The 12,950-nt window shown below is 61.2% G+C and carries 9 protein-coding genes and 1 pseudogene; 4 read left to right on the plus strand and 6 right to left on the minus strand.

Annotation, left to right across the window (positions count from 1 at the left end; translation table 11 throughout):
- Positions 1-15 precede the first annotated feature (15 nt).
- The 5 genes and pseudogenes from BI364_RS03205 to BI364_RS03220 all read right to left on the minus strand — a co-directional run bounded on the left by BI364_RS03205 (position 16) and on the right by BI364_RS03220 (position 6,651).
- Positions 16-507 carry a hypothetical protein gene (locus BI364_RS03205; protein ID WP_456049114.1) on the minus strand — a complete coding sequence of 164 codons (492 nt, stop codon included), beginning with the start codon at positions 505-507 and terminating at the stop codon, positions 16-18.
- Positions 441-776, minus strand: coding sequence for a hypothetical protein (locus BI364_RS19285; RefSeq protein ID WP_456049115.1), 336 nt, complete (start codon positions 774-776; stop codon positions 441-443). The genes BI364_RS03205 and BI364_RS19285 overlap by 67 nt, the downstream gene beginning before the upstream one ends.
- Positions 777-1,408: 632 nt before the next feature.
- Positions 1,409-2,809 (minus strand): annotated as a pseudogene (locus tag BI364_RS19290) (tetratricopeptide repeat protein); the annotation flags it as partial.
- Positions 2,806-3,714 (minus strand): hypothetical protein, encoded by a 909-nt coding sequence (locus tag BI364_RS18200; protein ID WP_070077531.1) that lies wholly within the window; start codon positions 3,712-3,714, stop codon positions 2,806-2,808. The gene BI364_RS18200 and the pseudogene BI364_RS19290, both read right to left, overlap by 4 nt.
- 36 nt (positions 3,715-3,750) lie before the next feature.
- Positions 3,751-6,651, minus strand: a complete 2,901-nt coding sequence (locus BI364_RS03220) for a bifunctional glycoside hydrolase 114/ polysaccharide deacetylase family protein (protein ID WP_070077532.1) — start codon at positions 6,649-6,651, stop codon at positions 3,751-3,753.
- 336 nt (positions 6,652-6,987) lie between these two features.
- Between BI364_RS03220 and BI364_RS03225 the strand changes: the two genes are divergently transcribed.
- Entirely contained in the window at positions 6,988-8,298 is a 1,311-nt protein-coding gene (locus BI364_RS03225; protein ID WP_070079852.1) for a DEAD/DEAH box helicase, read from the plus strand.
- 136 nt (positions 8,299-8,434) lie between these two features.
- Positions 8,435-9,508, plus strand: coding sequence for a zinc-binding metallopeptidase family protein (locus BI364_RS03230; RefSeq protein WP_070077533.1), 1,074 nt, complete (start codon positions 8,435-8,437; stop codon positions 9,506-9,508).
- Here BI364_RS03230 and BI364_RS03235 read toward each other — a convergent pair.
- Positions 9,497-10,252 carry a peptidase gene (locus tag BI364_RS03235; RefSeq protein ID WP_070077534.1) on the minus strand — a complete coding sequence of 252 codons (756 nt, stop codon included), beginning with the start codon at positions 10,250-10,252 and terminating at the stop codon, positions 9,497-9,499. The two genes, BI364_RS03230 and BI364_RS03235, sit on opposite strands and share 12 nt — an antisense overlap.
- Before the next feature lie 219 nt (positions 10,253-10,471).
- Between BI364_RS03235 and BI364_RS03240 the strand changes: the two genes are divergently transcribed.
- Both BI364_RS03240 and BI364_RS03245 read left to right on the plus strand, forming a co-directional pair.
- Positions 10,472-11,926, plus strand: a complete 1,455-nt coding sequence (locus BI364_RS03240) for a circularly permuted type 2 ATP-grasp protein (RefSeq protein WP_070077535.1) — start codon at positions 10,472-10,474, stop codon at positions 11,924-11,926.
- A 2-nt stretch (positions 11,927-11,928) separates the two neighbouring features.
- Positions 11,929-12,927, plus strand: a complete 999-nt coding sequence (locus BI364_RS03245; protein WP_070077536.1) for an alpha-E domain-containing protein — start codon at positions 11,929-11,931, stop codon at positions 12,925-12,927.
- Positions 12,928-12,950 lie beyond the last annotated feature (23 nt).

The following is a 12,950-nucleotide window of genomic DNA, read 5'->3' on the forward strand; positions in this document are numbered from 1 at the left end:
CAGGCGTCCTTATTTTCAGTTGACTGGTTTGAAATAGTAGCGATAGGCCAGGGTGAATGTTTGGGTGACACCTCCGGCAGCGCCCAGATTGGTGCCCAGCTGCAGGCCGATCGAGAAGTGATCTGGGCCGAGCAGCGGTAGGGCGATGCCGGCGGTTGTCGAGTAGCCAGGGCCATAATCGGTGTTGGCGCATACGCTGGCGTTGAGAAACGGGCGCAGTTGCGACGTGTAGTCGACCTGATAGCGATCGTTGAATCCGCCACCGGCACAGGCCTGGACGTAGCTGCGCGGGACGAAGAACCCGATGGCGGGTGTTTGTCCTGGCGGCACGAGCGTCGTCAACTGCGCCGGCAGGTGCGCTGCGTGGCCATATTGGGCGCCGCTGATGCTTGCGCTAATCCGATAGTTCGGAGGTGACAGCCAGAATTGGTGATCGAAAGCTAGGCTGAAGGCGGCGGTACTACCCAGATATCCACCGCCCTGAGCTCGGTATTCGCCCAGATGCAGGCTCCCCCAAGGCTGTCACGCGCCGTGAGGGCATAGCTGCCGTCGAGGCCGATTCGGTCTTCTAGTCCACCGAGTTGCAGGGGGATGCTGGCCGTGGGTATGGCGCCGTAATCCACAAGCACGGAGGTGGACAGGCGGCGGCTCCAGCGATGATCCCAGCGCGCGCCGGCCTGAAGATAAGTGTCCAGATTGCGTCCCCCCCGAGGCTCAGCGAGGCGCTGCCGCGTGGCAGCGTTCGAGTGAGGTTCAGCGAGCCTTGTCGGCTCCAGCCAGGGATTGTACCGAGCTGCGTGTGGTCATAGATGGACTGCATGCCCGCGTCGATATTTCCAGTCAGCGACAGGCCTGAGCTCAACCAGTGCCGGGCGCTGAGGCGCGTGCCGACCACGCTCAGTCCGCTGGCACGCATCAGCGAGCCGGTCGCGCCGAGCGTATCGCTGCCCCCGAGCGCAAGTGGGCGGAAGCTTTGCTGCCAGCGGTCTGTATTCGGGGTGCCGCGCATGCCGTCGAAGACAAGCTGAGTGGCCAGTGGCGTCCAGCCGAGGCCTTCGGCCGCGCTGGCGGCATCCTGTCGAGGCAAGGCATTCAGGTCTCGCGACAGCAGCTGCGCCTGGGTCGATGCATCGTCTGTTTTGAGTGCCAAAGACAGGCGTGCCCAAGCGGGTATAGGTGTGTCGGCATAGGCTTGTCGCTGCCAGGACTGTGCGGCGCCGATGTCGTCATTTTGTAGCGTCCAGCCGAGCACTTGCTCGCGTGCACGAGCATCCTGCGGGTGGCGCGCGAGCCTGGCAACCCAGCGATAGGCCGGGTCGCCAGGCAGCAGGTGAGTGGCCAGTGATGCGAGCAGGCGTTGTCGATGTCCGATGTTGGCGGGTTCGGTGGGGTTTACGGCCAATGTTTGTAGAGCGGCGCGGCGCAGACGCTGGGCGAGTTGCGGGTAACCGGCCAGCGCGATTGTGTCGGCGTAGTCGCTCAACCAAGCCGGGTCGCGTGAATGTTTGGCCCATATCCGGTTCAGAAAGGGTAAGGCGTCGTCGGGTTGCCCGATCAGCCCGAAACCCGCCGCCAGTGGTGCCCACAAGGCTGGCCGGCTGATCGCATGCGCCGCCAGGCGGGGGAGTAGGGCGCGCAGGCGTGTCTGATCGCTGGCGTCGATCAACATCCATAAATCGTCTGCCCACAGTCGGTCGTCATCCGGGCGTAGGGCCATGGCCTGCGCGTAGGCGCGTTGCGCGAGCGCCATCCGACCTTGACTGGCGTGCAGCATCGCGAGACTGGTCCAGTACAGCGGATGCTGGCCGAGGTTCTGCGTGTCGATCTTGTTGAGGTGAGTAAAGGCCTGTCGCAGCCAAGCCGGTTTATTGGCTGCGTTGGCGACTGAAAGGGCAGCGAAGAACAGCGAGGATTCATGTGTGTGCCGCCAACCCGCCAGCGCGATCTCGAAGGCGCGATGCGGTTCACTCGCGAGATGGATCAGATAAAGCCGCCGATAGTCGTCCGGGTCGGCGGTGTTGGCCTTGTAAAGGACTTCGCTGGCTTGCCTCGCAACCGGATAATCCTCAAGCAACCAGGCCAACCCGCTCAGCGTTCTCCAGTAGGCCGTGTCCTGTGGCGTTGCCTGCACGCGTGCAGCTTTTAGACTGGTGTAGGCCTTCTGATAATCGCCCTGCAGGTACTGCAGCGTCGCGATTTGGAGCATGACCTTGGGTTCCGGCCCATATCGGCGTCGGTAGATATCCAGTGTCTGTAGTTCGTGTCCGGGTTCGCCCATCTGCTGGTACAGGACGACTTGCTCCCAGAGGAAAAAACGTCTGGGGTGCTGGCGATCGGCCACCTGCAGTAGTCGTAACGCCCGTGGGTACTCGCCGAGTTTGAGCAGTTCGCCAAGCGTGGCTATCCAGCGCTCTTCGCTGTATGGACGCAAACGCAGCGCCAGTAACATCAGCGGTACCGCCCTGCTGGCGTCGTTGAGTCCTGAGGCCAGGTTCAGTGCCTTGTCGAGATATTCGGTTTGTCCGGCGTGCATGATCAGCCAGTCATAAGCGCCCAAAGCGGTGCCTGGATGCCCACTCTGCTCAGCGGCCAGCGCGAGCCGATGGCGCCACTGCACACTGCGCGGCTGGGCCGCGACCGCTGCGCGGGCCAATGCGTAGGCGGCTTGAATATCGCCGCCGCCGAGAAATGCCCGCCACGCGAGATTCCAGTCGCTCGATTCATAGGGCCGTGTAGGCATGATCTGGGACTGCGCGAGCACCGGGATCAGGATAAACAGCAGGCCGGCTCCTAGACGGGCGTGCCTCATGGCCCGGACTCGGGCAAGCCGACGAGAAGGCGAGCGTAATGCGCGGCGAGCCGAGGTTGATTGGCGGACAGCGCGAGTCGGGTCATGCGGCGCCACAACGAGCGGTCTTGGTGCATTCCGGGTAGCAAGGTCCTGGCCGTTTGCAACGCGATATCTGGCCGCCCAGCGGACAAATATGCCTCGACAACGGCATCGAAGGCCTTGCGTCGCTGAGCCGGCGAATCGGCAAGTTGGTACCAGCTTTGGGCATAGCGCGCGGCCGATCCGGGCTTGCCTGCCTGGATGCTCAGATGGAATAGCGTGCGCCATAGCATGGCCGATGGGGGCATCATGCGCTGTGTTTCGCGTATGGCAAAGCGAAGCGCTGCTTCAGGGTCGCCCGATGCGAGAAGGCTGTCGATACCGAGCCGAAAGGCGGATGTTCTGTCGCGCGTCGTCGTGGCGCGGCGCAACACCTCGCTGCTGAGCGCGACGGCGGTATCGTACAGCCCTAGCCCAAGGCCGATCCGTGCCTGGGCGAGGAGGTCTGGTAGCGGCAGCAGTGGTGCGGCGCGCATGACGCTGCGTCGATAGCGCGCGATGGCGTCCCGGCGAGCCGCGGAATCGGGTGCGGTGGCGAGCAAGGCGACCTTGTGTATCGTCAGGCGTAGGGAGACGATGGCCGTGGAGGCACCGATCGCCCCATCAGGCCAGGGGGCGAGCGCCCGCTCGGCCAAGGTCAGGTTCCCCGCCTGTAAGGCCTTGCGCGCGAGCAATATATGCAGTGCTTGATCGCCGGGGCTGGCATGGGTCATAAGCGTCAGGTAGGCCAGCGTGGCGGCGGTCACGGGCGCATCCTGGGCGAGCTGGCGGTCCAGACTGGCCTTGGGAAAGAGGAACACGAAGGCGGCCAGCGTTCCCGTCAATAGGGCCGCTGAAAACCAGGCGAAGCCAGCCGCTCCCTAGCGGCGAGGGCAGGCGAAGGCGATCTTGGCACGGGACTGTTTGATGCGGTAGTGAGTGAGGTGCTGCTGCGTTTGCCCGTGAATCGGGCGTCCGTCGGCGGTGACCTTGCATCGGGCGGCATTCGCTAGCGTGAAGGAAAGCGGGGTCGCTGTGGCGGCCAGCATGATCCGCATGCCGTCGGGGTTGCTGCCGAGGCTCTGGATCAAGCCATTGGCGCTCTGCAGGTATGTCATTGCAGCTGGGTGCTGCGTTAGGACGAGTCGGGCATTGTCGCCAGGGCCGAGATGGATGTAGCGGATATCGCCGTGATCGTCGAAGCCGGCGATATTGCGGCTGGTCGCTATGTCGGGGTAACCCATCGCGCTCGGAATGCGCAATGTCTGGTCCTGACCGTAGCCGCGGATCAGGAAGCCATTGCCGTCGCGGGCGATCGCAGCTTGTTCGAAGCCGAGCGCGATATGGGAATAGGTGGAGGGAAATACGGGTGTGGTTTTCTGCGCAAGTGCCCAGCGATAAACCGTCTGCAGAGAGTTGAGGGCGCAGGTGCGAGCACCGGAATAGAAGTGGTAGTAAATATCGATGGGCGCTAGTCGGCGTGGCCGGTCCGTCATTTCGAAGGTCTGGATAACCTTGCGATAACCGCAATAGGGAGGCTGCCAGCCATTGGTATAGGTATCTTCGTTGGCGTCCGGGGCGAATACCTGGAAGTGCGCGCCCTTCCAAACGCCCAGTGGGGCGACGTTGGTGAGTGACGGGCGGGCGTGATCGATATTGCTGTTGAGCCCATTGATGTTCATTACGCCGGCCTTGTATGCCAGCGCTAGCACCTCCGCGTTGGGATCGGTGTCGCCAGACCATTGGATGATGCGGACATGCTTGCCGGGAGGCGCGAGCAGTCGATTGATGATGTCGATCGCGCCAGATATTTCCATATGCGGGTCGAAGCGATAACCCGGTACCGGCAGGTTATATCCGTATTTGAGGCCGAGGGTGCGTACATAGCCGCGTTCGTCACGCACGTCCTTACCCAGATGCAGGCCGGCCGAGAGGCCGGGATCGCGCTCCAGTGCGGGCCAGTCGAAGGGGTGTGAATAGGTATGTGAACCGATTTCGATCCAAGGGAGTTTGAATGTCTTTCGGGCCACGGGGCGCAAGCGTGCCACCTCTTTGGGGGGGTATAGCCCATCGTCGCTGAACTCGGAGGCAATCACCGAGGCGGAGGTTGGCACCCGGAAGCGCTTGAGTATCTGATCGAGGATCACCTGGCCCGCTAATTGATCCCGATAGCGATAATCCCAGGACTTGGAGCCGAAGCCGTCGCCATCGATCTGGGCGAACAGCAGCCGACGCCCGCTTGCCGTGGTGGTGTCAGGGACCGGCATTGATGGCAGGTGCAGGGCGGCGGCCAGGAAGCGGAAGGGATTGAGGACCCAACTGCTTTGGCGCATGTTGTCAGGCAGATTGCCTTGCGGCAGCGTACGTACTACGTAGGGCGTCAGGGCATAGCCACCCCAGGGAGTCAGGGCGACGGCGGTTTCGTTGTGCCCACCGACCGAGATGTCGAGCAACGAGCGTCCGTGTTGGAGTGATAGCGGCAGGAAGTTCGGCGCGCTTGGCAACACGGACCCCTCGAAGCCGACGAAGGCGTCATCCGCATGCACAATGTGTGCTTTGAGCAGGCCGGCCGGCGATGCCGAGACATCCAGACCCAAAGGGGCGAGATGCGCCGCGTCCATGGGGAAACCGAACTGTCCAAGCAGCGCGACGGGTACGCCTGCGGCCATCTGCCGGCGCAGCCAGGCATAGACCTTGCCCGCATTGGCCAGGTCGTCGGTATTGAACCATGTGACGATGCCAGCGACTTGGCCGGTGAGCAAGCCATCCGGCAGCGGTGTTTTCGACACATCGATTGATCGTGTGGCATAACCCATATGATTGAGCGGCATGGCCGCATACCAGTTGGCATTGTTATGCATGGCGTCTTCGTCGCCGGAGTACAGCAGTAGGACGCGGCGTGGCAATACCCGCACGGTGCTGGTGCCGACGATATCGAGTGACGCATTGGTTACGTAGGGCACGATGCCGTCGGCTTCGATGCGCTTGGCGTCCAATTCGGCCGCTTGTTGCCGATTTGGTGGGAGATAGTCGATGGCGATGGATACTAGGCCGGACTTACGCACCGCCCGGAGCTGACCGAGCAGCCATTTCGTATCGTCCGGCTTGACGGTGACATAGCGTTGCCGCGCCTGATCCCAGCCTTGGTACAGCGATTCTGCAGCCACGCCGACCACGCCCACGTCTTGCAGAGCGGGCAGTAGTTCGAATCCGCGGTTGAGGATAAAGGTCGCGCGGGGGTCGAGACGTCGTATGTCACGGATCAGCGCGACGAGGCCACTGCGGTATGCTGCCTGGGCGTCTGATTGCTTGAGCGTTAGTCGATAGCTGTCGAGCGTGTCCAGGAAGAACCCGTTGAAACCGCGTGCGAGCAAAGGCTTGATGACCCGGTCCAAATAGAACTGCCGGCATATAGTGCTGGCCTGATCGACAACCCAGCTATTCCAAGGGGCATCGGTCCCCAGGTGACAACTGGCCGGTAGTGATGCCGCTAGGGGCGATGCTTTGCCCATTTCACCGAGCGAGACGTAGGCGAAATAGCGTGTATGGGCGGTGTCTGCCTGGCGTGGATCGACATCAGAATAGGGCTGAACCACGACCCAGTCGAAAGATTGCAGGACATCAACTGGCGGGTGGGGGCCATAGAAGAATGCCACGCTTGGTTGTTGCCCTGCCGCTGCCCAGGCCGGCAAGCCGCAAAACAGCCATGCCAGTAGTATGATGATCGATGTGATTTTGACGGGCGTCGGCATCGCTTTTTTGTGTCGGCTCGATTGCGGCATTATTTATTCCAATCAACCACGAACTGCTGATGGTTGATTGGAATAGTAGGTTGAATTATGCGTCAAATCAGCTGCTTTTGGGAGTTTGCGATCCGGCCTGATTGAAAACGGCGGCCTGCTGGCTTTCATGTTACAATTACGATGTTTGTCGAGATGCGGGGCTGTATCCGTATCGCGAGTACCAGCAATCACGCCCGTATGGTGACTTAGGCCGGTACCGTCAAACCGGTCGCGGTCTGCCTTCTGCCAGGGCCATTCCCCGATTATTCGTAATTCAGTGCCGGCGTTTCGTACGCGGCCATGCCTTGGCGATTTTGTCCCTTCAAGGAGTTCTTCATGTCATTTTCAGACCTCGGCCTGTCGGCCGCCGTTTTGCGTGCCGTCACCGAGCAGGGTTATGAAACACCCACCCCGATTCAGGCCCAAGCCATCCCAGCCGTGCTTCGCGGCAAGGATTTGATGGCAGGAGCCCAGACCGGCACCGGTAAGACGGCTGCCTTTACGCTGCCGTTGCTCGACCGTTTGATTGAGGGCGCCCAGGGCGGCCCGCGTCGTGTACGTGCCTTGATTCTGACCCCGACGCGCGAACTGGCGGCTCAGGTGCAGGACAGCGTGCGCGTCTATGGTAGCCAGTTGCCGCTGCGTAGTGCGGCGGTGTTCGGCGGTGTCGGTATCCAGCCGCAGATTTCCGCGTTACGTCGCGGTGTTGACATCCTGGTTGCTACGCCAGGCCGCTTGCAGGATCACTTGGATCGCGGCACCGTCGATCTGTCCAAGGTCGAGATTATGGTGTTGGACGAGGCGGATCGCATGCTCGACATGGGATTCCTGCCAGCCATCGAGCGCATTCTGCGCAGTGTTCCCGAGCGTCGTCAGACGCTGCTGTTCTCCGCGACTTTCGCCGGCCCGATTCGGCAACTTGCCGGGCGCTTCCTGCGTGAGCCGGAGATGATTGAGGTTGCGCGTGCCAACGCAACGACCGAGGCCGTGACGCAGGCGGTATATCTCGTGGACCATGCGCGTAAGCGCGAGCTGCTGTCCTACCTGATCGGTTCACGCAATTGGCGCCAGGTACTGGTGTTTACGCGGACCAAGCGCGGCGCCGACCGATTGGCCATGAGCCTAGCCAAGGACGGCCTGTCGGCTGCAGCGATTCACGGCGATAAGAGCCAGGGCGCGCGTACGCGCGCGCTAAAGGACTTCAAACAACAGTCCGTTCGGGTGTTGGTTGCCACCGATGTGGCGGCGCGAGGGCTGGACATCGATCGCCTGCCGTATGTGGTCAACTATGAATTGCCGGATACCCCAGAGGATTATGTGCACCGTATCGGACGCACCGGCCGTGCCGGTGAGCGGGGCGAAGCGCTGTCGCTGGTTTGTGCCGACGAGTCGGAGCAGTTCCGTGCGATACAGCGGCTGATCAGCATCCCACTGCCTGTTTCAACCGTTGATGGCTTCGAGCCGGAATCGTCCTTCGACCCGAATCGGGCCCCGGGCAAGCCGGCCGCCAAGCGTGGCGCAGGTAACAATAAGGTGGTTGCACGACGTCGCCCATCGCAGGATAGCCAGCATCCCCGTGGTGAGCGTAGTCGCCCGCAAACCACTGGAAAACCCGGTTCGCCGCGAGCACGACAACGCCGAGCATGAGGTGTACGACTGCACCGGCACTGGCCGGCGCAGTCGGTCTGGGGCAGGATGGACATTTCCCCGGTACGGGCGCGCCTTCGTACAATGGCTGGCCGTTCCGGTTATGTCGTGACTGGCTTTCCTGGGCGGATCGGCGATGAAAACCTTTACCTGCAGTTGCGGCAACCGCCTGTATTTCGAGAACACTCGTTGTCTGAGTTGTGGCAAGACGCTCGGCTATCTGCCTGATCTCGGTTTGATCGCACCTCTGATCGCCGCCGGCGGCAGCGCTTGGCGACCCGATATTGAGGCGCATCGTGGCCGACGTTATCGCAAGTGTCGGCATTACGCGGTCGAAAACGTCTGTAACTGGATGATCGCAGAAGGAGATGCCGGAGTTTTTTGCCGCGCATGCCGGTTGAACGAGGCGATTCCCAACCTGGGCAAACCGGGCAACCGCCAAGCGTGGTTACGCATTGAAAAATCGAAGCGGCGCCTGATTTACACGCTGGATCGGCTCGGCCTGCCCGTGGCAGGCAAGACGGTAGATTCGGCGCGGGGCCTCGCCTTCGCCTTTCTTGAAGATGCCGACGACAGCCTGGAATTCAATGACGATGGCGGTAGCGGCCGTATCTTCACCGGGCATCTCAACGGTACGATCACGATCAACCTTGCGGAGGCCGACCCGAGTACACGCGAGCGCGTTCGTGAAGCGATGAACGAGCAATACCGTACCCTCTTGGGGCACTTCCGGCACGAAAGCGGCCACTATTATTGGTACCGCCTGGTCGAAAGCGGTCCCTGGCTGGGGACCTTCCGTGAGGTCTTTGGGGATGAGCGTGCGGACTATGCCACTTCCCTTGCCCGGTATTACAGCTCAGGCCCGCCCGCAAACTGGTCGCGGCGGCATGTTAGTGCCTATGCGGCGGCGCATCCCTGGGAAGACTGGGCGGAGACGTGGGCGCATTACCTACATCTGGTCGACACTCTGGAGATGGCTCGTGATTACGAGCTGGCGGTCCACGGCAGCCGGATACGCGCGCTGGAGTCAACGCGCGACGGGACGGCCGATATGGACGATCTGCTGGCCGATTGGCACCAGCTGACTCAGGCGCTTAATGCACTGAATCGCAGCATGGGGCAACCAGATGCCTATCCCTTCACGCTCACAGGTCTGGCGGTGGAGAAAATGCGCCTAGTCCACCGTGTGATCGCTGATTCAGCCAGCTGACGGCGGTCGCAGTGCGGCTTCCCAATCGAATTGCGGCAAGGCATTGATGCCGTCGATGAGGGCCTTGTTCCAGATTTGCTGTATATCGACGTACAGTGGGTCGTCGATATCGAGCAGCATCCGGTGCTCCAGATGCAGGCGACCGGCTTCGTAGATTGCCAATTCGTAGGGGGCGCCCACGGAGACATTGCTACGCATGGTCGAATCGAGTGAGACCAAGGCGCAGCGTGCGGCGTCGCCCAAGCTAGTCTCCGGGCGCACTACGCGGTCGAGAATCGGCTTGCCGTACTTGATCTCGCCAATCTGCAGATAAGGTTTGGAGGGCGGTGCGGCGATGTAATTGCCTTCTGGGTAAATCAGCAGGAGTTCCTGCGGCTGCTCACCGATCTGCCCGCCCAGGATGAAGGTGGTTTCCAGGTTGACGCCGCTGCGCAGCGTCCCGCCAGAGTGCTGGCGCTGTACCTCGCAACTGAGGTTGCCGATGTAGTCGGCGGCCTCGAACAGATGTGCTACGGTGTTTAGGCTGGTAGGCGCATTTTGTTCGAGATCGCGCTCGACGAGATTGATCACCGCCTGTGTGGTGGCCAAATTACCAGCGCTGAGCATCACGAAGCACCGCTCGCCTGGCATGTCGAATGCATACATTTTGGAGTAGGTGTTGATATGGTCCATGCCGGCATTGGTACGGCTGTCGGAGGCGAGGACTAACCCGGAATTGACCTTGATCGCGAGGCAGTACGTCATGGCAGGTGCTCTGTTGACAATGGAGGTCGGCGATGCTGCAGAATCTCGCTCGGCAGCACATTTAGTGCACCGCAATGGTGCGCATGATGCCTGATCGGATCATTTTGACCGTCATACAAGCTTGGCCAGACCCAAAACAGGTGCCGAATACGGCGAAATATTGCGGAAGGATACGCCCGATTCAAGTCGCTGGCGCATCATCTCACAGGGAGCTTGTGCATGGCGATTGACTGGCAGCGTTACATGGCCGAGGGGTTTTACGACGAGCTGATCGAGGCGCCGGGTAACCCACGTGATGCGGCCGCTGCGCTTTGCCGGTTTCTTGAGGGGCTTGACGATCGAGAGCTGGTCGAACATCGCACTGCGGCCGAGTTGGCGATACGTACGATGGGCATCACCTTTACCGTGTATTCGGAGGAGGATGGGTCGATCGACCGTGCCTGGCCGTTCGATGTCGTCCCGCGTGTCATCGCGCGCTCCGAATGGGAGCCGGTCGAACGGGGTCTCAAACAGCGGGTGCAGGCCCTGAACCTGTTTATAGATGATCTTTATCACCGCCAGCGCATCCTCAAGGACGGGATTGTGCCGCGGGAGCTGATTGCCAACTCGCGTGACTTCCGCCCCCAGTGCGTCGGTATTAATCCGCCGCACGGCGTCTGGGCACATGTCTGCGGTTCGGATCTCGTGCGTGACAAGGACGGTACGGTTTACGTGTTGGAGGACAATCTGCGCGTACCTTCCGGCGTTTCCTACATGCTGGAGAACCGGCAGGTGATGAAGCGCGTCTTCCCGGAGTTGTTCGAGGACTACAGCATTCTACCGGTGGACGACTATCCCGCCCAGCTATACGACTGTCTCGCGGCGCTTTCGCGCCGCCGCGCCAAACGGCCGGAGGTGGTGGTGCTCACCCCAGGGATATTCAACTCTGCCTATTTTGAGCATGCCTATCTGGCGCAGCAGATGGGGGCCGAACTGGTCGAAGGTTCGGATCTGCTGGTGGGAGAGGACGACTGCGTTTACATGCGTACCATTGAGGGTTTGTCGCGGGTGGATGTGATCTACCGCCGCATCGACGATCAATTTCTCGATCCCGAGGTGTTTCGCGCGGATTCACAGCTCGGCGTGCCGGGCCTGATGCGTGCCTGGCGCAAGGGTAAGGTGGCGCTTGCCAACGCCCCGGGCTCCGGCGTGGCCGATGACAAGGTGATTTACACCTATGTGCCGGAAATCATTCGTTACTATTTGGATGAGGATCCGATTCTGCCCAACGTGCCCTCTTACCTGTGCGTGAACAAGACCGAGCGCGATTATGTGCTCGATAATCTCGACAAGCTGGTGGTCAAGCCAGCCAACGAATCCGGGGGCTACGGGATGTTGGTGGGCCCGGCCGCCAGCCGTAAGGAGCGCGAGGCCTTCGCCGATTTGATCCGCCGGCATCCGCGCAACTACATGGCTCAACCGATGTTGACGTTGTCGACCGCTCCGACCCTGATCGACAACCATGTCGAGCCGCGACATCTCGACCTGAGGCCGTTTATCCTCTCTGGCAAGAAGACCTACGTGACGACCGGTGGCCTCACACGAGTGGCCTTGCGTAAGGGATCGATCGTGGTGAATTCCTCCCAGGGCGGTGGTAGCAAAGACACCTGGATCGTCGACACGGAGGGAAGCTGAGCATGCTGTCGCGGGTTGCCGAACGGATTTACTGGTTGGGGCGTTATCTGGAGCGCGGCGAGAATACCGCGCGGTTGGTCAACGTCAATACGCTGTTGTTGCTGGATCTGCCAAGACGGGTACCGCTGGGATGGCAGCCGTTGATCGACATCACCGGTAATGCCGAGCTGTTTGCCGAACATTTGAGCGAAACATCGGAACGCAACGTGGTGCGTTTTCTGGTCGCGGACGAAAAAAATCCGGGGTCGCTGCTGAGTTCGCTGCATTCCGCGCGCGAAAATGCCCGTACCATCCGCGATGCCCTGCCACGTGAAGGTTGGGAGCGGATCAACGACTTGTATCTGCAAGCCAAGGCAGAGCTGCCTTCAGGGCTTGCACGTAGCCGCCGCTACGACAAACTGGTGGGGGTGATTGCGGCCTGCCAACAGGTTACTGGCCTGCTGGCAGGCGCCATGCTGCACGACGAGGGTTACGACTTCCTGCGCATCGGCCGTAACCTGGAGCGTGCAGACATGACTACGCGCATCGTCGACGTGCGTACCGCGCCGGCGCACCCGGATATACAGGGTGTGGAACTTGAGCCCTTTCGACATGCCCAGTGGCTCTCTCTGTTGCGCTCGATTTCGGCATATCAGGCCTATTGGCTGAAGGTACAGGCGCCGGTACGCCGGCGCGAAGTGCTTGAGTTTCTGTTCAAGGAGCGGCAGTTTCCGCGCTCGATCCTGCATGGGATCGGCGAGGTTGCGACGGCGATCGGGCATCTGCCGCGTAGTGAGGCGCTGACCGCCGAGGTTAATGCGCTGGCGTTGCGGATCGAGAAACGTCGGGTTGGGCGCATGGATGACGACGCGGTGCATGCCTTTGTTGATCGCTTGCAGCTCAACCTCGCGCGTCTTCACAAGGCCATCGCCACCAATTATTTCCAGATCGGTGCCGTCGAGCAACGTCCGCGTCGCCCTCGTAGTCGCAAGAAGCCTGTGGAGACCGTTGCGCAGAACTGAACCGCCATCCGGCGCTACCATAC

It is taken from the genome of Acidihalobacter yilgarnensis (assembly GCF_001753245.1).
GTDB lineage: Bacteria > Pseudomonadota > Gammaproteobacteria > DSM-5130 > Acidihalobacteraceae > Acidihalobacter > Acidihalobacter yilgarnensis.

Bases quoted from the DNA above. Each gene is read 5' to 3' on its own strand.
- BI364_RS03220 (WP_070077532.1), bottom strand. From the start codon at position 6,651: ATGCCGCAATCGAGCCGACACAAAAAAGCGATGCCGACGCCCGTCAAA.
- BI364_RS03225 (WP_070079852.1), top strand. From the start codon at position 6,988: ATGTCATTTTCAGACCTCGGCCTGTCGGCCGCCGTTTTGCGTGCCGTC.
- BI364_RS03230 (WP_070077533.1), top strand. From the start codon at position 8,435: ATGAAAACCTTTACCTGCAGTTGCGGCAACCGCCTGTATTTCGAGAAC.
- BI364_RS03235 (WP_070077534.1), bottom strand. From the start codon at position 10,252: ATGACGTACTGCCTCGCGATCAAGGTCAATTCCGGGTTAGTCCTCGCC.
- BI364_RS03240 (WP_070077535.1), top strand. From the start codon at position 10,472: ATGGCGATTGACTGGCAGCGTTACATGGCCGAGGGGTTTTACGACGAG.
- BI364_RS03245 (WP_070077536.1), top strand. From the start codon at position 11,929: ATGCTGTCGCGGGTTGCCGAACGGATTTACTGGTTGGGGCGTTATCTG.